The sequence below is a fragment of the Corynebacterium nasorum genome (genome assembly GCF_022347325.1).
Taxonomy (GTDB): domain Bacteria; phylum Actinomycetota; class Actinomycetes; order Mycobacteriales; family Mycobacteriaceae; genus Corynebacterium; species Corynebacterium kefirresidentii.
Window position 1 is genome coordinate 1 of sequence record NZ_JAKRDU010000023.1, and the last position, 20,016, is coordinate 20,016.

A 20,016-nucleotide genomic window follows, 5' to 3' on the forward strand; every position below is an offset into this window, starting at 1 on the left:
AACTACCAGCCCGAACCAACGACGCAAACCGCGCCACAACAACAGAATCCGGAACCCATTTCGACTCCACACAATCACCTAACCCATGTCAGGTGTTTCCACGACCACTAGAAATCAAGCGGGGAACGAAATCAGAGAAACCCCGCCGTCCGCGGTGAGCGCGAAGGGCGGGGTGAAGTGCCGGAGTGGGACTAGTCCTCTAGCTCGGCATCGAGGCGAGCTTGGTCGCGGCGGTGCTGGCGGCGACGAATAAAGGGGGTCAGGGCGAGCACGGCAATGGCGCCGACTGCGGTACCGATGAGGTAGGAGACGGGGTTGTGGCCGTCGGCAGGCGCGTAGGCGTTATAGGCAATGCCGGCGAACATGACTATAAGAGGGATGAGGTAGACGGCCAATGCGGTCCAATTTCGGCCCACCGGTGGGGTGGCCACGCGCTTGCGCATCCAAGCAGAACCGATGGAGTTGCCTACGATGGACGGCACGAGCGCGAGGAAGCACAGCATAGACATTTGGCCAGGAAGGACCCAGGCGAGGATTGCGGCGACGACGAGCTCGAGGAACGGGATTGGGGTCATTCCGATTACGCAGGCCTTGTAGAGCGTGTCGCGTTCGAATTCATCGCGGGTTGCGCGATCGATTTCCTTGAGGGAGTAATTGGCGATGGCGTTAATCATGTTGTTCAGCTCCAAAGATTTCTTCGACGGTTTTTCCAAGTTCGTGGCAAATGTCCAGCGCGAGGTGGACGGAAGGTGAATAGTTGCCGCGCTCGATATTGGCGATGGTCTGGCGGGAGACGCCGGCTTTTTCGGCGAGCTCGGCTTGCGAAAGTTCGAGCCAGCGGCGCCATTTGCGGACCATGTTGGGGTGCTCGGCCATCTGGTCTCCTTTACTGTATGTCATGCTTGCATGTCCTAGTGTAAAGAATAATTGTCAATGCGGCAAGGGTTGTACGCATAGATGCCATGTCCAGTAGGGCTGAGTTGCCGAGGACGGGAGTTTGGGCTTGCCGCCTTTTACCACGTCAAGAGTGGCTTTGATAAGCAGGATGGCTTCGCTGAGGTGGTAGTTGATGTCGTCGGCAGTAAAGCGCAAGACCGTATACCCGTGGGCGACGGCCGCGTTTTGTTTGGAGCGGTCAGCTTGAAAGGCCACGCTGTGTTTGTGGTATTCCCAGCCGTCAACTTCCACCAGCAGCTTGCCAATTTTCAGATCAAAGCGGTAGCCGGCGATGAGAACATTGTGTTCTGGGAAAATTCCTACAGTGCGCAGCTTTCTGCTTAAAGTGCGCTCCGGCGGGCTATCTGCCCCAATCGCAGCGTGCTGGATCGTCTCCTTTAGAGAATTCGGGACGCGTCGCATTCGCTGACGGTCCATTTCTAGACGGCCGGGTCCGTGCTTTCCCCGGTAGTGTTCTTCCAAAAGAGGTGTGCAGGCCCGCGAAATCCTACGCGCGGCCCACAAGGGTTGCACCACCGGAAGGCCGTTGACCTTGTGCGTGGCTTGAAGTCGCGAGTGTGAAACGCAAAAGTTCTTGCCCTTCAAAGTGCGCGGTCCCTCCGCTTCCAGAGGAAATGTCAGCTGCCGGCCGAGGTAAATCTCCTGCGCCGTTTTCCCCGTGAAATGGATGCGGCTGAGCCCATGCGCCAGCGCCCGCGCCATCGCCCAGGGCGTCCATTCATCGGTATAAATCCCCCGATGCACGCGAAAGAGTTTCCCCTCGCGTACCTTGCGACGAATCGCATCCTTGCTCAAACCTTGCCCGCGTAGTTCCGCGGTAGTCCATTCCCCCATGGGGCTTAACCTAAGCGGTCGTGTTGGGTTGAAGCTACGCGCGTCGCGGCATCCTGTGGATAACCCGGGGTTCGGGGACAATCTTCCGCTGCGTGGTCCGGATGGCTGTGGATAACTGCCCTTCGCGCTCACCGGCGGCCCCGGGTGGTCTCAATTTGTGCTCCCCGTGAGCGCGGCGGGAGGGCCGTGGGCAGAGCTCGCCCTTGGCGCTCACCAGGTGATGAAAAAGAGAGACTCCGCCTCGTGCCGGTGAGCGCGAAGGGTGGGGAGTGGCCGAGGGTGGAGGGAAGGGGCGAGGTGAGCCCCCTGGGATAAGGGGGCTAGGTGAGAGGCAGCGTCGAGGTCGGGTTGATGCCGCGAACCTTGGAATTGATGACGCCGGCGAGGGCGAGCACCGCGAACATAGCGGCGGCGGAGAGGAGTTGGCTGCGGGCGGTGGCGTCGGTAAGCATGAGCACCGCGATGGCCGCAAAGAGCGCGAGGGCGAACCAAGTCAGGTAGGGGAAGGCCCACATGCGGATGGGAAGGGGACGGAGTGCTTCGAGCTGACGGCGCAGGCGCAGCTGGCTGACGGCGATGAATACCCACACGATGAGCAGGGAGGCGCCGGCGGCATTGAGCATGAAGGTAAGAAGCCAACCCGTATCGGCGTAGTTGAGCACCACCATGACGGCCGAGAGTAGGACGGACAGGGCAATAGCGGTGGTGGGTACGCCGTCTTTATTGGTGGTGGTGAAGATGCGTGGAGCCTCGCCACGGGAGGCCAGCGAGTGCATCATGCGAGAGGAGGCGTAGATCTGCGAATTGAAAGCGGAAAGCAACGCAAGGACGATGACAACCTCCATGATGCCGGCCGCACCCGGGATGCCGGCGCGCTCGAGGACCATGGTGAAGGGCGATTCTGCGGCCGTGGAGGCACCTCCCAAGATGGAATAAGGCAGAAGGAACGTGATGACGAGAACGGAGCCCAAGTAGAACACGGAGATGCGCAAGATGGTGGAGCGCACGGCGTTGACCAGGGATTTTTCGGGGTCCTCGGATTCGGCAGAGGCGATGGCGACGACCTCGATGCCGCCGAAGGCGAAGGCTACGGCCAAAAGGCCGGCCGCGACGCCGCCGAGGCCATTGGGCATGAAGCCGTCCTCGAGGAAGACGGAGGTGCCGATGAAAGAATGGCCAGGCAGGAGGCCCAGGATGAGCAGCACGCCGATGATGAGGAAGGCCACGATGACGACGACCTTGATAAGCGCGAACCAATACTCGAATTCGCCGAAACTACGCACGCGCAGCAGGTTGATGACGCCGAAGAGGACCACGCAGATAGCTGCGGGGATCCACGGCGAGACGTCGAACCAGGAGCCAATGAATCCGGCCGCGCCGGTGATTTCGGCGCCGAGTACGGCGACGGTGGCTAGCCAATAAATCCAGCCCTGGGTAAAGCCCGCCCAGCGGCCGATGCCATGTTCGGCATATTCGGAAAAAGAGCCGGAGGCGGGGATAACGGTGCCCATCTCGCCCAGCATCTGCATCACCAAAATGGCCAGGAAGCCGGCGATAATATAGGCGAGGAGCACGGCAGGACCGGCGGCGGAGATACCGACGCCGGTGCCGAGGAATAGTCCGGCACCGATGGTGGAGCCAAGCCCCATCATGGTTAGGTGGCGGACCTTCAGGCCAGAACCGAGGGTGGAGGAGTTATCAGTCACCCCTCCATCTTATTTTGCCCGATAAGGCTATAGGAATCGGGGGTATTAATTCTTGTGCAGCTCGTCGTTCAACGCGACGGCCTCGGATTTCCATTCCACAGCCTCGACGGCACCGGAGACGGAGTTGCGGCGCAGCAGCATACCGGAGGCACCGGAGAGCTGGGAGCCCTTGACGGCCTCGCCATTGTCGACGCCCAGTGCTTCCGCGACCTTGCCAAAGACGGTCACCTTGGTGCCGGCGGTGACGTAGAGGCCGGCTTCGACTACGGCGTCGTCGCCAAGCGAAATGCCGATGCCGGAATTAGCGCCGAGCAGGCAACGCTCGCCGATGGAGATGACCTCCTTGCCGCCGCCGGACAAGGTGCCCATGATGGACGCGCCGCCGCCGATATCGGAGCCATCGCCCACGACGACGCCCGCGGAGATGCGGCCCTCCACCATGGAGGCGCCCAAGGTGCCGGCGTTGAAGTTCACAAAGCCCTCATGCATGACGGTGGTTCCCTCAGCAAGGTGGGCGCCCAAGCGCACGCGGTCCGCGTCGCCAATGCGAACGCCAGACGGCACAACGTAGTCCACCATGCGCGGGAATTTATCAACGGAGTAGACAACGACCGGGCCGCGGGAGGCAAGGCGGCCGCGCACCATCTGGAAATCGGAGACGGCGCAGGGGCCATAGTTAGTCCAAACCACGTTATTGAGGTGGCCGAAGATGCCATCCATATTCAGGCCGTGCGGCTTGACCGCGCGGTGAGAAAGGAGGTGCAGGCGCAGGTAAGCATCGTAGGTATCGACGGGGGCGTCATCCAGATCTTTGATGGAGGTCTCGACGGCAACGCGGGCCACGCCGCGCTCCTCGTCCGGGCCTGCCAGCGCGGAGAACTGCTGAGGGACCTCCTCCAAGCGCTTGGTCTCGGTGGTCTCTACGGTCTTATCGGTATAAACGGCTGGGAACCAGACGTCCAAGACGGTGCCGTCATGGGTAATGGTTGCCAGGCCACGTGCGGATGCAGAAGTCATGCCCGCTAGCTTAGCAACTACCTCCGCGCCTCTGCGCGCTGGCCGGTGGGTAGTACGAAGGACAAGACGACGAGTATCGCAGCGAGGATGAGTACCGAGATGACCTGGTTGCGTGCATCTGGGTCAAAGAGCATGAGCAGGGTGAGCCCGCCCAGCGCCGCGGCCGTGACCCACGGCAGCCAGGGAAAGCCGGGCACACGCAGATCGGTCAACTCGCCATTTTCGCGCATTTGGGGATGCAGCTTGATAAAGGAAGCCACGATGAAGGACCAGATGACCAGCAGACACCCGCCCACTGCATTGAAGAGAAATGCTAGGAGCCCCGGAGGGTTCCAAAACTGCAGGCCTACCGAAGCGAAGGCGAAGACCATGGACAAAATGACCGCGTTGATGGGGGAGCCAGCGCGATTTTGCTTGAGGAAGAATCCCGGGGCGCAGTGATCCTTAGCCATGTCAAAGACCAAGCGGGAAGTGGCGTAGATCTGCGCGTTGAAGGCGGAGAGCAGCGCCAAGGCGATAATCGCTTCCATGAAACCGGACGCGAAGGGAATCTTGGCGGCCGCAAGCACGAGGGTGAAGGGGGAATCGGCGGCTACGTCGGCATCCTGGATGGAACTAAAAGGCAGAGCCATGGTGATAACCACGATGGAGCCGATGTAGAAGATCATGATGCGCACGATAATGGCGCGGACCGCGGTGGCCACGTTATGTGCTGGGTCCTCGGATTCGGCCGCCGCGATAGTAACCAATTCGATACCGCCGAAGGCAAAGGCCACGGCGAGCAATCCGGCGGCGAAGCCGGGCATGCCATTGGGCAGGAAATTAGCGGTGAAATTGGTCCCGGCCAAGGAGAGATCCATGCCGGGCAGGATGCCCAGCGCCATGAGCACGCCTATGGCAAGGAAGGCGACAATGACGCCGACCTTGATGATGGCGAACCAGAACTCAAACTCGCCAAATCCGCCCACGGCCGCGAAATTGACCACTGCGAAGAATGCCACGGCGATAAGTGCCGGAATCCACGGGTCAATACCGAACCAGCTGGAGATGATGGCGGCCGCGCCGGTGATTTCGGCGCCCATGACCATGATTAGCATGAACCAATAAATCCATCCCATGGTAAAGCGTGCCCAGTGTCCGAAGGCCTGACCGGCGTAGGTGGAAAATGACCCCAAAGAGGGGCGGGCGGCGGCCATCTCACCGAGCATCCACATCACTAGCGCAATGAGCGCGCCGGCCACGGCATAGGAAATGAGCACGGAGGTGCCGGAAATCTGGATGCCGAGGCCTACTCCGAGGAAGAGGCCGGCGCCCACGGCAGAGCCAAGGCCCATCATCGTGAGATGACGGGATTTCAATTGAGCGGTTTCGGCCATCGTTATCACCTTAGGGAGGACGAAATATTTACAGTGAAGTGAACTTTACACAATGCGGGGAGCTACGCGGGGCGCTAGCATGGCGCTTTGTGACTTTAGATCTATATGCAGACCCCATCGAACTAACCAAGGCGCTCGTGGATATTCCGAGCCCCTCCCACCATGAGGAGGCCATCGCAGACGCCGTCGAAGAAGCGCTGCGCGGTTTGGACGTCGAGGTTGCCCGCTACGGCAATACCGTGTGCGCCCGCACGAACCGTGGGCTAGATTCCCGCGTGGTGCTCGCCGGACACATTGATACCGTTCCGTTGGCAGAAAATGTACCGCATCGCATGGAAACCACTAAAGACGGGGTGGAGATTATGTGGGGCTGTGGCACCGTGGACATGAAGTCAGGCATGGCCATCTACCTTAATGCCTTTGCCCAGCTGCACGAGTCGGAGGAGCTGAAGCACGATCTCACCGTCATTGCCTATGAGGGTGAAGAAGTAGCCACTGAATTTAATGGCTTGGGCCATCTGCAAAAGGACCACCCGGAGTGGCTCGAGGGGGACTTCGCGCTTCTGGGCGAGCCCTCCGGCGCCATGGTGGAGGCCGGTTGCCAGGGCTCCATCCGCCTGCGCGTGACCGCACACGGCACCCGCGCGCACTCGGCCCGCGCCTGGCTCGGCTCCAATGCCGCGCATAAGCTCGCGCCCATCATGACCCGTATCGCCGCCTATGAGTCCCGCGACGTCACCATCGATGGCTGCACTTACCGCGAGGGCCTCAATATCGTTCACCTCGAGTCCGGCGTGGCCACAAATACGCTGCCGGATGAGGCTTGGATGTTTGTGAACTTCCGCTTCGCCCCGGACCGCACGAGCGAGGAGGCGCTGGAGTACATGAAATCCATCATCGGCGAGGAAGAAGATGTCACCATCGACATCGACGACATTGCCCCGGCCGCCCAGCCTGGGTTGGGCCAGCCTGCAGCCAAAGCTCTTATCGACGCCGTCGGGGGCAACGTCCGCGCCAAGTTTGGCTGGACCGACGTCGCCCGCTTCTCCGAAATGGGCACCCCGTCCGTGAACTTCGGCGCCGGTGACCCAGGGTTTGCGCATAAAAAGGACGAGCAGGTCCCCACCGCGCAGATTAGTGAAGTATCCACCGCCCTCCTGAAATACCTGAAGGGATAGACCATGACTCCTGAGCAGATGCGCACTCTGCGCGGCCCGATGCTGCTGCGCACCGAAGGCGAACAGGCCTCCACCTTTGACCAGCGGCTCTTGGAGTCCGGTGCAGACCACGAGTGGCAGCATGCCGATCCGTGGCGTGTGCTGCGCATCCAAGGCGAATTCGTCGCCGGCTTCGATGCGTTATCCAAGTTGCCGAAGGCCGTCACCGTCTTCGGCTCCGCACGCACCACGCCCGAGGACGCGAGCTACCAGCTGGGCGTCGAGGTCGGCCGCAAGCTGGCCGAGCACTCCTATGCCGTCATCACCGGTGGCGGCCCCGGCATCATGGAGGCAGCCAACCGTGGCGCCCACGAAGCCGGCGGGCTGTCCGTGGGCTTGGGAATCGAGCTTCCCCATGAGCAGGGCCTCAACGAGTACGTCGACCTGGGCCTGAATTTCCGCTACTTCTTCGCCCGCAAGACGATGTTCTTGAAGTACTCGCAGGCCTTCATTTGCCTACCTGGCGGCATGGGCACGATGGATGAGTTCTTCGAAGTCATGTGCATGGTGCAGACCGGCAAGGTGACCAATTACCCCATCGTGCTCATGGGCACCGAGTATTGGTCCGGCCTGCTGGAGTGGATGGACAACACGCTCGCGGCCAGCGGGTATATCAACGAGGGCGACCGGGAGCTTTTCCTGCTTACCGACGACCCCGATGAGGCCCTCTCCCACATCATCCAGCGCCACCAAGTCATGAGCGATAAGCGCATCAGGGAGCCGCGTTGAGCCTCGCGCGCGTGATGGCGATTGTCAATCGCACCCCGGATTCCTTCTATGACAAGGGGGCAACCTTTGACCTCGACCCGGCACTGCGTCGCTGCGATGAGGTGATTGCGGCCGGCGCCTCGATCATCGATATCGGCGGCGTTAAGGCCGGCCCTGGTAAGGCCGTCGATACAGCGGAAGAAATCGAGCGCGTGGTACCAACTATCGAGAAGGTGCATCAGCGCCACCCGGATGTCCTCATTTCCGTCGATACGTGGCGCAGCGAGGTGGCAGAGGCAGCCATTGCAGCCGGTGCCGGGCTCATAAATGACACCTGGGCGGGTTGGGATCCCGAGCTCATCGAGGTCGCCGGACACCACCGCGTGGGCTATGTCTGCTCTCACACCGGTGGTATCACCCCGCGCACCCGGCCGCACCGTGTCCATTTTGATGACGTGGTGGCCGATGTCATCGCGGAAACCACCCAGCTGGCCGAGCGCGCCGCCGCTCTCGGTTGCCCGGAGGACCTGACCTTCATCGATCCGACCCATGACTTTGGCAAGAACACCTTCCACGGTCTCGAGCTTTTGCGGCGCATAGACGAGGTCGTGGCCACCGGCTGGCCGGTGCTCATGGCGCTATCAAACAAAGATTTTGTGGGCGAGACGCTAGACCGCGGGGTAGGAGAGCGCGTTGCGGGTACCCTAGCCGCCACCGCGTGGTCCGCTGCCCGCGGAGTGGCCGCTTTCCGCGTCCACGAGGTAGCTGAGACCGCAGACGTCATTCGCATAACTGCTGCCATCCAAGGCGAGGCGGCACCATTGGCAACCACGCGAGGCCTAGCATGAGTGTCTCCGTTGTCATCCCGGCCCTCAACGAGGAAGACACTGTCGCGAACGTCGTGCGTGCCTGCCTTGCCGATAATCCGCTTGAGGTGCTGGTCATCGATGCCGATTCCACCGACGCCACCGCCTCTCGTGCTGCCGCAGCCGGGGCGGAGGTACGCAATTGGCGCGATATCCTGCCAGAAGAACCGCGCCCCGGCAAGGGCGAATCCCTCTGGCGCGGGGTCGCCGCGGCGAAGGGAGACATAGTCGTCTTCGTCGATGCGGATCTTGAATCCGCTGCGCCCGGCATGGTCACCGCGCTGGCCGATCCCTTTGCCGACCCCGCGGTAGAAATGGTCAAGGCCCGCTACCGCCGCAGCCTCAACGGACAGCCCACCGGCGGCGGCCGCGTCACCGAGCTGACAGCCAAACCGCTCATTAAGCAATTTTTCCCTGAGCTCGCTCATATCGACCAGCCGCTCGGAGGCGAATACTCTCTGCGCCGCGCCACCGCTGTCGAGCTGCCCTTTGTAGAAGGCTACGGGGTGGAAGCGGGGTTATTGGTGGACGTCGGCAAGCGGGGCACAATAGCGCAGGTGGACTTGGGAACGCGGGTGCACCGCAACCGGCCGCTGCATGAACTCGCACCGATGGCCGAGGTAGTCGCGCGCACACTGCTCTCCCGCGCCGGGGTTACCGCGCCCGTTGCTCAACGCCCGCCGCTAAAAGGTAAGGTTTAAGCCATGCTGTCTTGGATTATGCTCCTCCTCGTCCTTTTCTCCCTGACCGTCATCGGGACCTGGGTATGGGGTTCGATTTTTGGCCGCGGCGAGGTTATGCACCCGCTCGATGAGCCGGAGAAGGTGCGCGAAAATAACCGCGCCGCTGCCCGCGAAGGACGCCTTGACCAGGTGAAATTCGAGGTTGTGCCCCGCGGGTACCGCCAGGACCAAGTAGATGATCTCCTTGCACAACTAGAAGAGCAACTATCTTCCACGCCGAAAAGGTCTAAGCTGGAAGGAAAAGAAGTTAACTAAAGGAGACTCACTATGGCAGCAATGAAGCCGCGCACCACGGGCGGAGAAATGGAAGCAGTAGAGGAGTCCCGCAAAATTGTCATGCGCATCCCCTCCGATGGCGGCGGGCGCATCGTCATCGAGCTGAGCAAGGACGAGGCCGCCGAGCTTGGTTCTCTGTTGACCGAGGTTTCTAGCTAGTCTAGATACATGCTTTCTCATATCGTCGACATTCTGGCTGATCCCAATGATGGCACCGCGCTTTCTGGTGCCGATGATTTCTCTCGCCTGGTCTCGGAATCCGGCCACTCTTTTGATGTGGCCAAGCAGGGCTACGTCACCCTCGCGGCCGGCGCCGGACTCAAGCACAAGGGCGATGACATGGACATGGTCAACGCCCGCGAGACCTATTTGGCCATGGGGCACTTCGCGCCCTTCGTGGAGGCCGTGACTGGGGCAGTCCAAGGTGCGCTGGATTCCGCATCGTTGGCCGAATCTACGCCCGCCTCTCTGCTTGAGGTGGGCGCTGGTACGGGCTACTACTTGGCCCACACCCTCGACTCCATCGCTGAGGCCCGCGGCGTCGGGCTCGATATTTCTCCGCACGCTGCGAAGCACTTGGCTAAGTGCCACCCGCGCGTCGGTGCCGTCGTGGCCGATGTATGGGAGCGCCTGCCCATTCGTGATGAGTCCGTCGACGCTATTTCCGTCGTCTTCGCCCCACGCAATCCGGCCGAATTCCAGCGCGTGCTCGCCCCAGGCGGCCAGGTCATCGTCTTGACCCCTGATGCCGGCCACTTGGACGAGCTGCGGGAGCCTTTGGGCATCCTCGGCGTGGAAGACGGCAAGGTGGAGCGCATGTACGAGCAGGCCGAGGGCTTCCTCGAGCAGGCGGCCGACCCGGTTGATATTTCGTTCCCCATTGAGCTCGATAAGGCCTCCGTTGCCGCGCAGGTCGGGATGAGCCCATCCGCGCGTCACATTAGCGCCGGAGAACTCGCCGAGCGCATGGCCGCTCTTCCTCCGACACTTACGGTTACCGCCCGCGCTCGACTGGACCGCCTCCGTGCAGTTTAGCCCCGGCCCTTCTGCCTCATCCCCGCCCTTCGCGCTCACCAGCAGCGCGTGGGGCGGTTCTTTTTGTTGTTCCGGTGAGTGCGAGGGGTGGTTCCTCGCCCTTGCCGCTCACCAGCACACGCTTTCCGACGCCCCAGCGTCTCCCCGTGAGCGCGAAGGGCGCGCGGCGTGACATCGCCCCGTACCGCGGGCGGCGCGGGTGCCGCGGGTGCCGCGGGCCCGGAAACGCACAACCCCGCCCTTGCCGCTCACCGGGAGCGGTGGAACCGCGGTGGGCGGCCGTGCCGGTGAGCGCGAAGGGCGGGGTGGAGAACCGAGCGGGGCGTCGGGTGATGTTTAGAGCTTGGAGCCGGAGCGCTGCCAGTCCTGCTCGATGACGGCATCGCCGGAGGTTTCGACGCGCAGCCCAGAGCAACCGCCCTCGAAGTAGACGCGGGAGGCCATGGCTATGAGGCCACCATCGACGAATACCTCGACGGTGGAACCGTCTTGGATAATGGTGAGGGTGTCGGAGTCACCCTCGGCAAGCGTGGCGGTGGCGGGCTCAGAATCGGCAAAGCAATGATTGAAAGCCTTGTTCATTGAGCGATCGAGGCTGATGTCATCGCCGGAGTGGCGGATGGTGGCGGCGGGGTCACCGGCGCCGTCGAGAAGCGTGACGGTGACGCAGGAACCGGAAGGCACCTCCATGACGCCGGTCCACGAGCGGGCGTAATCGGAAAGCTTGACGGCATCGGGCAAGCCCCGGGCGGGGGCTTGGTAGAGGACGCCGCCCTCGAGGGTGACTCGGCGGGGTAAGGAAAGGGCATTGGCCCAGCCTTCGGCTTCCCACGAGGCGTGCTTGGTGGCGTCATCGCCGCGGCCGTTGCCGTTGAGGAGGCCAACGATAACGGCGCGCTCATAGCGCTGCTCGGGGGTGAGCGTGCCGGTGGTGGTGTTGGTACTGCGTGGGCGGGAGAAATCGTGGCCGAAGTCTACGCGGCGGAAGCCGGAGACCACGGTAAAGGTGGTGCCCTCCAGCCGGCCGACGAGGTAGCCGGAGACGTCGCGGCCGCCACGCTCCAAGGTGACAAAGAGGACGTCGTAGACATTGCCGTCAACCTCATCGCGCAGTCGGACTAGGCGCGGGGAGACGACCGGCGGAATGGGCGAGGTAGCGGGGACCTCGCCCTCTAGGAAGCCAGGGTCGCCGTCGAACTTGAGGCTGCCGCGCAGGCGCCAAGACACGCCGTCGGCGGATTCGAGGATAACGGGAACCGGGGCGTCGGAGTGGCCGGTGAGAGCCAACATGAGCCAACCGTCGTGGCCGTCATCGCGGTCCTCTGAGGCCCAGTCGGGCACCACGGAGGGGGAGCGGAAATGATCGAAGTTGCGGGTATTGCCCACGACTTCGCCAAAACGAACGACATTGGGGTCGAGCGCCTGAGGGTCATCGGAGACCTCGCAGATCTCGTCCACGTCAGCGTAGCGGGCGAGGTGAACGGCGATTCCGGCGGCGGTCACGGAGGTGAAGTAGAGATGGATATCGTCTGGGCCTTGGGCTACGGAACCTGCGCGCAGGGAGAGCTCGCCGCCGACGGGGGCGAGGACATCGTCACAGTCCAACCAGTCAAAGGGAGACTCTTCGGAGTATGTGTGTCCCCAGCGCGCCGGGGAGTCCGCGGTGGGGCGGTACTGGTAGAACAGATGCCAAGTATCGCCATCGCGCAGGATACTGGCGGGGGCGTCGAGGACGCCGTCTTCAGGGACAAAATGCAGTTCGGGGCGGTGGGTTGTCACGGCTATCCTTCCTTAAATCAGACTGCGGTAAATATCGACGGTCTGGGCGGCAATCGTAGCCCAAGAAAAATCACGAATGGCACGCTCGCGGCCGGCGCGCCCAAATTCGGCAGCGCGCTTTTTATCGGCGGCGACGTCATTGACTGCAGCGGCGAGATCGGCCTCGAAGGCTGCGGTATCGGTGGCGTCGTAATGCACTAGCACGCCGGTCTCACCATCGACTACTACCTCGGGAATGCCGCCCACGTTGGAGGCAACAACGGCCGTGCCACAGGCCATTGCTTCCAAGTTCACGATGCCCAGCGGTTCGTAGATGGATGGGCAGACAAAAACATCGGCACCGGTGTAAATCTGCTGGACCTCGTTGCGCGGGAGCATATCCTTGACCCAGAAAATGCCATCGCGCTGGGCGCGCAACTCATCGACCAGTGCCTCGGTCTCGGCCGCGATTTCGGGCGTATCAGGGGCGCCGGCACACAAGACCAGCTGGATGTCTGGATCGAATTTCTGTGCCGCCTGCAGCAGGTGCTTTACGCCCTTTTGCCGGGTGATGCGTCCGACGAAGGCAGCGATGGGGCGCTGCTTATCGACGCCCAGCTTGTCCAAAACATCGCCCTCTCGCGGCTGCCATAGCTCGGTATCGATGCCGTTGAGGACGACGTGGACCTTGGAGGCATCGATGCGCGGATAGGCATCGAGGATGGAGTCCTTCATACCGGCGGAGACGGCGATTACGGCATCGGCATATTCCATGGCGTTCTTCTCGGACCATGAGGAGATGTCATAGCCGCCGCCAAGCTGCTCGCGCTTCCAAGGGCGGTGCGGCTCGAGAGAGTGGGCGGTGACCACATGCGGAATATCATAAAGCTGGGCGGAGAGGTGGCCAGCAAGGCCCGTATACCACGTGTGGGAGTGGGCGATGTTGATATCGGAGGCGGCATCGGCCATGCGCAGCCCAGTGGACAAGGTCTGCAGCGCACCGTTGGCACCCTCGAGTGCGGGGTCTACGCCGTGGACAAAGACGTCTTTTTCTTCGCGCGGGGAGCCCATGCAGTGCACGGAGACATCGATGATATCGCGCATGAAACGGGTGAGTTCAGCTACGTGAACTCCGGCTCCGCCGTATATTTCCGGCGGGTATTCTTTGGAAAAGATTCCGGCTCTCATGCCCACCCAGAATACGTATCTCTGCTGTCATGTGCAGAATTCCGATATGGGGGTAAAAATGTGCAAAGTTCTGCTGCGGAATGTGGGATTTGCGGATAGGTTTGAAAACGTGAGAAGCCTGCCGAATGTCCTAGCCATTGTCCTCGCCGGCGGTGAGGGAAAGCGCCTTTTCCCCCTGACCGAAGACCGCGCAAAGCCCGCCGTGCCCTTCGGTGGTTCCTACCGCCTCGTTGATTTCGTTTTGTCCAATCTGGTCAATGCCGGTTATCTCAAGATTGCGGTGCTGACCCAGTACAAGTCCCATTCTCTGGACCGCCACATTTCCCAGGCGTGGAACTTGGCGGGTCCGACTCCGCAGTATATTGCCTCGGTGCCCGCCCAGCAGCGCCGCGGCAAGCGCTGGTACAACGGCTCGGGAGATGCAATTGTGCAGTCGCTGAACCTCATCTATGACGAGAATCCGGATTATGTCATCGTCTTTGGCGCAGACCACGTATACCGCATGGATCCGGCACAGATGGTAGAAGAGCATATCGCCACCGGATTGGATTGTTCGGTGGCTGGTATTCGCGTACCGCGCTCGGAAGCGACGGCCTTTGGCTGCATCCAAGCTGATGGCATGGGCACGATCACACAGTTCGTGGAAAAGCCCGCGGACCCACCGGCTACTCCGGACGATCCGAATATGAGCTATGCCTCGATGGGCAATTATGTCTTTACAGCGCAGGCGCTTATCGACGCCCTTTTGGAGGACGAAAAGAACGAGGACTCGGCCCACGATATGGGCGGCGATATTATCCCGTACTTTGTGGAGCGGGGACAGGCGCATGTGTACGATTTCATGGCCAATGAGGTACCCGGTTCTACTGAGCGTGACCACGGGTACTGGCGCGACGTCGGCACCATCGATTCCTTCTACGAGGCGCACATGGACATGATTTCGGTGCACCCGATTTTCAACCTTTATAACCAGAATTGGCCGATCCACTCGACGGATGATTCCAATTTCCCACCGGCCAAGTTCGTGCAAAACGGCATCGCGCAGTCGTCGATGGTGGCCCCAGGCTGCATCGTCTCTGGCGGCACTGTGCGCAATTCAGTGCTGGCGTCCGATGTCCATGTGGCCGACGGAGCTACGGTTGAGGGATCAGTGATCCTGCCTGGCGTGCGTATCGGGCGCGGTGCAGTGGTGCGCCGCGCGATCCTAGATAAGAACGTCGTTGTTAGCGATGGCGCGATTATCGGAGTGGACCGCGAGCGTGATGAGGAGCGCTTTAAGGTTTCTGACGGCGGCGTGGTCGTCGTCGGCAAAAACCAGAAGGTCTAGAGCTTCGTCACGAGGGTGAGCCCAGAACCCAGCGGCAAGCGGGTTACGCTTGCCCCCTCGAGCTCGCGCAGGTACTCGTCTGCTTCGCGGGCGGCGGCGGTGTCGCGGTCGGTCCGGGAGGCGTCGGCAAGCGTGCCATCGAGCAAAGAATTAGCCAAGACTAGGGTGCCGCGCTGGTGCAGCAGTGGCCACGCGGCCTTGATGATGGCAGGTAACTCGAGCGCGGCGACGTCGGCGTAGATGACCTGATAAGCATCGTTGGCGAGGCGACCCATGACCTCGAGCGGGCGCGATGGCAAAAAACGGCCGCGGGATGGCGCATAGCCGGCCTCGCGGAATGCGGTCTTGGCGCTGCGCTGGTGCTCCGCCTCGGGGTCGATGCAGGTCAAAATGCCGTTATCGGGCATGCCGGCGAGCACATAGAGGCCCGCTACATTGGCGGCCGGGGTAATGGCCACAGCTTGGGGACGCTCGGTGGAACCAGTAGAGGCGGCCGTCAGGGTGGTGAGCAGCTGGCCGGTGGATTCATCCGGGACTGGCAAGCCGTACTCTGCGGCGTGGTCGCGTGCGCCACTTAGGGCCGGGGATGCTTCGCTGGTGGTCTCGATATAAGAACGCAGTGCTTCGTATGCGGTATTAGTCACGTAATAAACCATAGGGAAAAGTGTCCGCCAATGTGGCAAAAACGCGCTTAGCCAGCAAGGTTGTGGTCGGTGGGGATAATGTGACGGGTTCACAGGATATTATCAGCACTATGGCTGGAGTTTCTGTGTTGAGTGTAGAAAGATGACATGCATGACAAAGATGAAGCGCGATGCCGAATCCCTTCAACCTGCAACCTCTGAGGCAGAGTTGACCGGTACCGCAGCATTCGATGCTGGCACGGGCGACATGCCCGCTTGGGGTGACCTCGTGGCCGAGCACGCCGATGGGGTCTACCGCTTGGCTTATCGCCTGTCTGGCAATCAGCATGACGCCGAGGACCTCACCCAGGAAACCTTCATGCGCGTCTTTCGCTCCTTGGACAAGTATCAAGCCGGAACGTTTGAAGGCTGGTTGCACCGTATTACCACTAACCTCTTTTTGGATATGGTGCGTCACCGTTCCAAGATCCGCATGGAGGCCCTGCCAGAGGATTATGAACGCGTTCCTGGTACGGATATGACCCCGGAGCAGGCTTATTCCGTGGCTAACCTGGATCCAGCTTTGCAGTCCGCGCTCGACGGGCTGGCTCCCGATTTCCGCGTGGCCGTGGTCCTGTGCGATGTCGTTGGGATGAGCTATGACGAGATTGCAGAGACCCTTGGTGTCAAGATGGGTACGGTGCGCTCGCGCATCCACCGCGGCCGTTCCCAGTTACGCGCGGCGCTAGAAAAAGAGGCGCAAACCAATGCGGAAACGCGCATGCTGCTGCGTACGCGCTAAACTTTAGAGAAACTGCATAGTCCCCGCTGCCGGCGGGGACTTTCCGCGTCAATGAAGTCCGAGCAACTAGTGGAGGAGGGATCGATGGACTCGCTGCGAGGACGCCGAACCTTGTCCACGCTGAGCGTGCACGGCGGTTTTGATGCCGCCCAAGCCAAGGCTCGCGATAGGGCGAAGGCCAAGGCGCGGCGTAGCGATACCATCGGGCATTTGGGCCCAGAGGCGGTTGTTGCCTTTGTGGACGGTGAGATGGAGCCAAAATTTATGCACCGTGTGCGCATTCACCTGGTGCACTGCGCTGAATGCCGCGCGGATGTGCATCAGCAGCGTCGTGCCTCGGAATGGGTGCGCCACTGTGCGGAGTCCGCAACGGTCAAGGCGCCGCAGTCCTTGCTCGCGAAGCTCGCAGGCATTGCCTCGGAGGAGGTAACCCCGGGGCCCGATGCAGCAACGCCAGCGCACCGGCCCCAGCAGGACTTCTTGGACAAGGTGGAGATGGTGGTTCGCGCAATCAAGCACAATCAGCGCGGCTAAGAGCGAGGGACTAGTATTTAAGCGTGTTTTCTTCCATTGGTTGGCCCGAGATTTTCGTCATTGTGCTCTTGGGCATCATAGTCATCGGCCCAGAACGCATGCCTGAGGTGATTAAGGACGTGCGCGCAGCCATCTATGCGGCGCGGAAGGCCATCAATAATGCCAAGGCGGAGCTCAATGGGGAGATGGGCTCTATTACCTCGGAATTTGATGATATCCGTGGCCCGCTTACCCAAGCCGCGCAGTGGACGCGTCTGGGGCCGAAGGGCGCAATCACCAAGGCGCTTTTTGACGGCGACGAATCCGCCTGGGATGACTTCAATCCCCAGAAGATGGCAGAAGATATTAAGAGCAATACCGCTCCCAAGGAGCCGGAACAGCAGAAACCGCAACAGCGCCCAAGCTTCGACTATTCCCAGGTTTATGCGGAGCAGCCGCAGCAGCCACAGCCGCAGCAGCGCGCCGCAGCTTCGCAACCGCAATCGACGGAGCAGCCTGCGCCCGAGAAGAAACCGCCGCGCGGTGGGGAAGAATCCACCGGCGGCGGCATGTGGGAAGATGTAACCTAGGGGCTAGTTCACGCCCAAGTTCAGGTTTTTGCCCACTAGGGAATCGGAGCGGATGGCCAGTTTATCGGCCACCGCCTGGATCTGTTGGGCGGCGGGGGACTCGGGGGCGTCTATAACGATCGGCGTGCCGGCATCGCCACCGCTGCGTAGGGTGGGATCCAGAGGCACCGAAGCCAGCAGTGGAACCTCATGGCCAAGAATGACGCCGAGGCGATCGGCCACAATCTGTCCGCCGCCGGTACCAAAGACATCCATGGTGGAACCATCCGGCATGACCATAGCGCCCATATTCTCAATCACACCGGCCACGCGCTGGCGCGTCTGCTGGGAGATGGACCCGGCACGCTCTGCCACCTCGGCAGCTGCGGCTTGCGGGGTGGTAACGATGAGCAACTCCGCATTAGGAATGAGCTGGGCCACGGATAGGGCGATATCGCCAGTGCCTGGAGGCAGATCCAGCAGGAGAACGTCTAGGTCACCCCAGAAAACGTCGGCCAAGAACTGCTGCAATGCACGGTGGAGCATAGGACCGCGCCAGACCACAGGGGCGTTGCCTTCGACGAATTGCCCGATGGAGATGTGCTTAATGCCATGGGAAATCGGGGGCAAAAGCATCTCATCATCGAGAACGGTCGGGCCATCGGTGCAGCCCAGCAGATTGGGAACAGAGTGGCCGTAAATATCGGCATCGACGATGCCGACTTTAAGCCCCTTGTGCACCAGCGCTGCGGCGAGATTTACCGTCATCGAGGACTTGCCGACGCCGCCCTTGCCAGAAGCCACCGCAAAGACTCGCGTGGTGGATTCTGGCTTGGCAAACGGGATTTCCGGCTCAGCTTGGCCGCCACGGAGCTTCTTTTTCAGCTCTCGGCGCTGCTCATCACTCATGGCTTCCATCGTCACGGTGACGTTTCCTACGCCCTCAATATCCTCTACTGCTGCGCGAGTATTGGACTCGATGGTGGACTTCATGGGGCAGCCGGCGATGGTGAGGTAAATTTCTACGGCTACATCGTTTCCGGTGACAGAAACTGATTTCACCATGTTGAGCTCGGTGATGGGGCGCCCGATTTCGGGATCTTCAACGCGGGAAAGTGCCTCGCGTACGGCGGATTCAGTAATAACGCTAGACATAACCCTTGCCATCTTAGTCGGGCCGCAACAGGAGGTAAACACGCCCTCGGTGTAGAATCATCTAGACGCTCGAGCGCCGCCTAACTGAAGGAGAATAGTATCGCCATGCGCAGCTGTGCCCGCCCTGCCCACGCCATTGCTGGCGTGGTGCTCTCTGCCATGCTGCTTACCGGCTGCTCCTCCCAGTTTGATGGAGATCCTTATGCGGATAATGCTAAGCGTGCGCCCGTTGGCATCATGGTAGATGCTGGTGAGACCGACCAAGTAGTGCTGGCGGAGATCTTTCGCCAAGAGCTGATCAGTCAGGGGCGTGAGGCCTCCCTTGTTAGGGAGGATATTTTCCAAGAGTCTAAGTCCGGTCGCTATTTGAACCCCAATGGTAATTTTTATGTCGGCTGCACGGGGGCTTTTCTCAGCGTTCTCAATCCCGGTGAGGCGCGGGAAGTCTCCAAGGACTACAGAAAAGCTCAGCACTCCTCCCAACCAGGCGGTGAGGACTACCTAGCGCGTACTCACATCGCTTTAATGTCTGCACTTCCAGGCGACCTAGCCGCGGTGGAACCATCCAGCGCCACTGGCTGTGAGGACGCGGAGCCAAAGCTCCCCGAGAATTTTGTGGCGCTCTACCAGGATGATCTCTTGGACCGCGAGGAACGCCAATCTATAGCTTCATTGACGAAGTTCATCACGCGAAAAGACATCTCTGAATTGGCGCAAGAAGCAGAGCAAAAAGGCGACGTGGCAAAAGTGGTTCGCACGTGGCTGCACGGCTCCGGCACGAAAATGCTCGATGAGGAAGGCGACTCAGATTCTTCCGGTGGGTCTGATCTCACCGGAGGCTCCAAATAGTTTTTCTTTGGCGGGTAGGCGAAAGTTTCCAGGCGTCGACAACTCGGAAACCACCAAGTCAACTAAAACCAACGGGCCCGACAGCTCGTGATTATCTGAACGGCGCCCAAAGCCTTCGAGCTTGACGTAGATGCCAATTCCCGAACAATTCAGCAGGTCCGATCAACGGTGCTGTTGCGAACGCGGTCGGCCATAGCACAGCAATACCCTCACTCCCTCCCTTCGCGCTCACCGGTAACGCACCTTTCTCGCAGCGGTCACTCCCCGTGAGCGCGAAAGGAGTGAAGTCTGCGCTAAGAACGTGAGAGGCAAGGAGAGTCGAGTCAGAAGAAAGTTCTAGTTGAGAAGCGAGCCGAGTCCGTAGTTCCTGAGGAACGGGCAGATTCTAGTGGTCGTGGAAACACTTCCTATGTTTCGGTTGAGTTTATCAGTGCGGCCATTTTCTCGGCTGGTGTTTGAAAGCCCAGGGTTTTGCGGGGTCGGCGGTTGAGTTGCAT

General features: G+C 60.9%; 22 protein-coding genes. 12 read left to right on the plus strand and 10 right to left on the minus strand.

The features are described 5' to 3' along the window. Positions 1–191 precede the first annotated feature (191 nt). The 6 genes from MHK05_RS11290 to MHK05_RS11315 all read right to left on the minus strand — a co-directional run bounded on the left by MHK05_RS11290 (position 192) and on the right by MHK05_RS11315 (position 5,890). Positions 192–674 (minus strand): transcriptional regulator, encoded by a 483-nt coding sequence (locus MHK05_RS11290; RefSeq protein WP_239206829.1) that lies wholly within the window; start codon positions 672–674, stop codon positions 192–194. Continuing rightward, on the minus strand, positions 667–876 hold the full coding sequence (relB, locus tag MHK05_RS11295) for a type II toxin-antitoxin system RelB family anti-toxin (RefSeq protein WP_239206842.1): 210 nt from the start codon (positions 874–876) through the stop codon (positions 667–669). Before relB ends, MHK05_RS11290 begins: the two co-directional genes overlap by 8 nt. A 54-nt stretch (positions 877–930) precedes the next feature. Further along, positions 931–1,791, minus strand: a complete 861-nt coding sequence (locus MHK05_RS11300; RefSeq protein WP_324291864.1) for a DUF559 domain-containing protein — start codon at positions 1,789–1,791, stop codon at positions 931–933. A gap of 320 nt (positions 1,792–2,111) precedes the next feature. After that, positions 2,112–3,443, minus strand: coding sequence for an amino acid permease (locus MHK05_RS11305; protein WP_239206843.1), 1,332 nt, complete (start codon positions 3,441–3,443; stop codon positions 2,112–2,114). A 99-nt stretch (positions 3,444–3,542) separates the two neighbouring features. Then, entirely contained in the window at positions 3,543–4,514 is a 972-nt protein-coding gene (dapD, locus tag MHK05_RS11310; RefSeq protein WP_239206831.1) for a 2,3,4,5-tetrahydropyridine-2,6-dicarboxylate N-succinyltransferase, read from the minus strand. 17 nt (positions 4,515–4,531) lie between these two features. Beyond that, complete coding sequence (locus tag MHK05_RS11315) at positions 4,532–5,890, minus strand: amino acid permease (RefSeq protein WP_239206832.1); 1,359 nt, start codon at positions 5,888–5,890, stop codon at positions 4,532–4,534. Between the two features lie 89 nt (positions 5,891–5,979). Here MHK05_RS11315 and dapE point away from each other — a divergent pair, with 89 nt between their 5' ends. From dapE to MHK05_RS11350, 7 genes are read left to right on the plus strand one after another with little or no spacing between them, the layout of a single operon-like run. Then, a complete protein-coding gene (gene dapE, locus MHK05_RS11320; RefSeq protein ID WP_239206833.1) occupies positions 5,980–7,068 on the plus strand; it encodes a succinyl-diaminopimelate desuccinylase in 1,089 nt (362 codons plus the stop codon). A gap of 3 nt (positions 7,069–7,071) precedes the next feature. Continuing rightward, positions 7,072–7,836 carry an LOG family protein gene (locus MHK05_RS11325; RefSeq protein WP_198492838.1) on the plus strand — a complete coding sequence of 255 codons (765 nt, stop codon included), beginning with the start codon at positions 7,072–7,074 and terminating at the stop codon, positions 7,834–7,836. A gap of 14 nt (positions 7,837–7,850) precedes the next feature. Then, entirely contained in the window at positions 7,851–8,663 is an 813-nt protein-coding gene (folP, locus tag MHK05_RS11330) for a dihydropteroate synthase (RefSeq protein ID WP_239206844.1), read from the plus strand. Next, a complete protein-coding gene (locus tag MHK05_RS11335; protein ID WP_239206834.1) occupies positions 8,660–9,382 on the plus strand; it encodes a glucosyl-3-phosphoglycerate synthase in 723 nt (240 codons plus the stop codon). The genes folP and MHK05_RS11335 overlap by 4 nt, the downstream gene beginning before the upstream one ends. Positions 9,383–9,385: 3 nt before the next feature. Beyond that, a complete protein-coding gene (locus MHK05_RS11340) occupies positions 9,386–9,679 on the plus strand; it encodes a DivIVA domain-containing protein (protein WP_086588081.1) in 294 nt (97 codons plus the stop codon). A 12-nt stretch (positions 9,680–9,691) separates the two neighbouring features. Further along, positions 9,692–9,859, plus strand: coding sequence for a DUF3117 domain-containing protein (locus tag MHK05_RS11345; RefSeq protein ID WP_005323535.1), 168 nt, complete (start codon positions 9,692–9,694; stop codon positions 9,857–9,859). A 9-nt stretch (positions 9,860–9,868) separates the two neighbouring features. After that, positions 9,869–10,735 carry a methyltransferase domain-containing protein gene (locus tag MHK05_RS11350; protein ID WP_239206835.1) on the plus strand — a complete coding sequence of 289 codons (867 nt, stop codon included), beginning with the start codon at positions 9,869–9,871 and terminating at the stop codon, positions 10,733–10,735. 336 nt (positions 10,736–11,071) lie between these two features. Here the strand turns inward: MHK05_RS11350 and MHK05_RS11355 are convergent, their stop codons facing one another. Continuing rightward, positions 11,072–12,514 (minus strand): GH32 C-terminal domain-containing protein, encoded by a 1,443-nt coding sequence (locus MHK05_RS11355; protein ID WP_239206836.1) that lies wholly within the window; start codon positions 12,512–12,514, stop codon positions 11,072–11,074. 12 nt (positions 12,515–12,526) lie between these two features. Next, a complete protein-coding gene (gene glgA / locus MHK05_RS11360) occupies positions 12,527–13,681 on the minus strand; it encodes a glycogen synthase (protein ID WP_239206837.1) in 1,155 nt (384 codons plus the stop codon). A 109-nt stretch (positions 13,682–13,790) separates the two neighbouring features. On the opposite strand from glgA, the gene glgC reads away from it, so the two are divergent. After that, on the plus strand, positions 13,791–15,008 hold the full coding sequence (gene glgC / locus MHK05_RS11365) for a glucose-1-phosphate adenylyltransferase (RefSeq protein ID WP_239206845.1): 1,218 nt from the start codon (positions 13,791–13,793) through the stop codon (positions 15,006–15,008). On the opposite strand, the gene MHK05_RS11370 is transcribed toward glgC, so the two are convergent. Then, the gene (locus MHK05_RS11370) at positions 15,005–15,652 is read right to left on the minus strand and encodes an O-methyltransferase (protein ID WP_239206838.1); all 648 of its coding nucleotides are present in this window, start codon (positions 15,650–15,652) and stop codon (positions 15,005–15,007) included. The genes glgC and MHK05_RS11370 overlap by 4 nt on opposite strands. Positions 15,653–15,803: 151 nt before the next feature. Between MHK05_RS11370 and sigE the strand changes: the two genes are divergently transcribed. The 3 genes from sigE to MHK05_RS11385 all read left to right on the plus strand — a co-directional run bounded on the left by sigE (position 15,804) and on the right by MHK05_RS11385 (position 17,536). Next, positions 15,804–16,433, plus strand: coding sequence for an RNA polymerase sigma factor SigE (sigE, locus tag MHK05_RS11375; RefSeq protein ID WP_034656442.1), 630 nt, complete (start codon positions 15,804–15,806; stop codon positions 16,431–16,433). A gap of 84 nt (positions 16,434–16,517) precedes the next feature. Beyond that, positions 16,518–16,967 carry an anti-sigma factor family protein gene (locus MHK05_RS11380; protein ID WP_239206839.1) on the plus strand — a complete coding sequence of 150 codons (450 nt, stop codon included), beginning with the start codon at positions 16,518–16,520 and terminating at the stop codon, positions 16,965–16,967. 23 nt (positions 16,968–16,990) lie between these two features. Continuing rightward, entirely contained in the window at positions 16,991–17,536 is a 546-nt protein-coding gene (locus MHK05_RS11385; RefSeq protein WP_239206840.1) for a twin-arginine translocase TatA/TatE family subunit, read from the plus strand. A gap of 3 nt (positions 17,537–17,539) precedes the next feature. Here MHK05_RS11385 and MHK05_RS11390 read toward each other — a convergent pair whose 3' ends face one another. After that, on the minus strand, positions 17,540–18,670 hold the full coding sequence (locus tag MHK05_RS11390) for an Mrp/NBP35 family ATP-binding protein (protein WP_023021827.1): 1,131 nt from the start codon (positions 18,668–18,670) through the stop codon (positions 17,540–17,542). A 105-nt stretch (positions 18,671–18,775) separates the two neighbouring features. Here MHK05_RS11390 and MHK05_RS11395 point away from each other — a divergent pair, with 105 nt between their 5' ends. Then, positions 18,776–19,519 carry a hypothetical protein gene (locus MHK05_RS11395; protein ID WP_239206841.1) on the plus strand — a complete coding sequence of 248 codons (744 nt, stop codon included), beginning with the start codon at positions 18,776–18,778 and terminating at the stop codon, positions 19,517–19,519. Positions 19,520–20,016 lie beyond the last annotated feature (497 nt).

What these genes read in the sequence shown, in the direction of transcription:
- sigE (WP_034656442.1), top strand. Translation starts at nt 15,804, where the DNA reads ATGACAAAGATGAAGCGCGATGCCGAATCCCTTCAACCTGCAACCTCT.
- MHK05_RS11345 (WP_005323535.1), top strand. Translation starts at nt 9,692, where the DNA reads ATGGCAGCAATGAAGCCGCGCACCACGGGCGGAGAAATGGAAGCAGTA.
- MHK05_RS11325 (WP_198492838.1), top strand. Translation starts at nt 7,072, where the DNA reads ATGACTCCTGAGCAGATGCGCACTCTGCGCGGCCCGATGCTGCTGCGC.
- MHK05_RS11390 (WP_023021827.1), bottom strand. Translation starts at nt 18,670, where the DNA reads ATGTCTAGCGTTATTACTGAATCCGCCGTACGCGAGGCACTTTCCCGC.
- MHK05_RS11305 (WP_239206843.1), bottom strand. Translation starts at nt 3,443, where the DNA reads ATGATGGGGCTTGGCTCCACCATCGGTGCCGGACTATTCCTCGGCACC.
- MHK05_RS11335 (WP_239206834.1), top strand. Translation starts at nt 8,660, where the DNA reads ATGAGTGTCTCCGTTGTCATCCCGGCCCTCAACGAGGAAGACACTGTC.
- MHK05_RS11315 (WP_239206832.1), bottom strand. Translation starts at nt 5,890, where the DNA reads ATGGCCGAAACCGCTCAATTGAAATCCCGTCATCTCACGATGATGGGC.
- MHK05_RS11300 (WP_324291864.1), bottom strand. Translation starts at nt 1,791, where the DNA reads ATGGGGGAATGGACTACCGCGGAACTACGCGGGCAAGGTTTGAGCAAG.
- folP (WP_239206844.1), top strand. Translation starts at nt 7,851, where the DNA reads ATGGCGATTGTCAATCGCACCCCGGATTCCTTCTATGACAAGGGGGCA.
- glgA (WP_239206837.1), bottom strand. Translation starts at nt 13,681, where the DNA reads ATGAGAGCCGGAATCTTTTCCAAAGAATACCCGCCGGAAATATACGGC.
- dapD (WP_239206831.1), bottom strand. Translation starts at nt 4,514, where the DNA reads ATGACTTCTGCATCCGCACGTGGCCTGGCAACCATTACCCATGACGGC.
- MHK05_RS11290 (WP_239206829.1), bottom strand. Translation starts at nt 674, where the DNA reads ATGATTAACGCCATCGCCAATTACTCCCTCAAGGAAATCGATCGCGCA.
- MHK05_RS11350 (WP_239206835.1), top strand. Translation starts at nt 9,869, where the DNA reads ATGCTTTCTCATATCGTCGACATTCTGGCTGATCCCAATGATGGCACC.
- MHK05_RS11395 (WP_239206841.1), top strand. Translation starts at nt 18,776, where the DNA reads ATGCGCAGCTGTGCCCGCCCTGCCCACGCCATTGCTGGCGTGGTGCTC.
- MHK05_RS11380 (WP_239206839.1), top strand. Translation starts at nt 16,518, where the DNA reads ATGGACTCGCTGCGAGGACGCCGAACCTTGTCCACGCTGAGCGTGCAC.
- MHK05_RS11340 (WP_086588081.1), top strand. Translation starts at nt 9,386, where the DNA reads ATGCTGTCTTGGATTATGCTCCTCCTCGTCCTTTTCTCCCTGACCGTC.
- relB (WP_239206842.1), bottom strand. Translation starts at nt 876, where the DNA reads ATGGCCGAGCACCCCAACATGGTCCGCAAATGGCGCCGCTGGCTCGAA.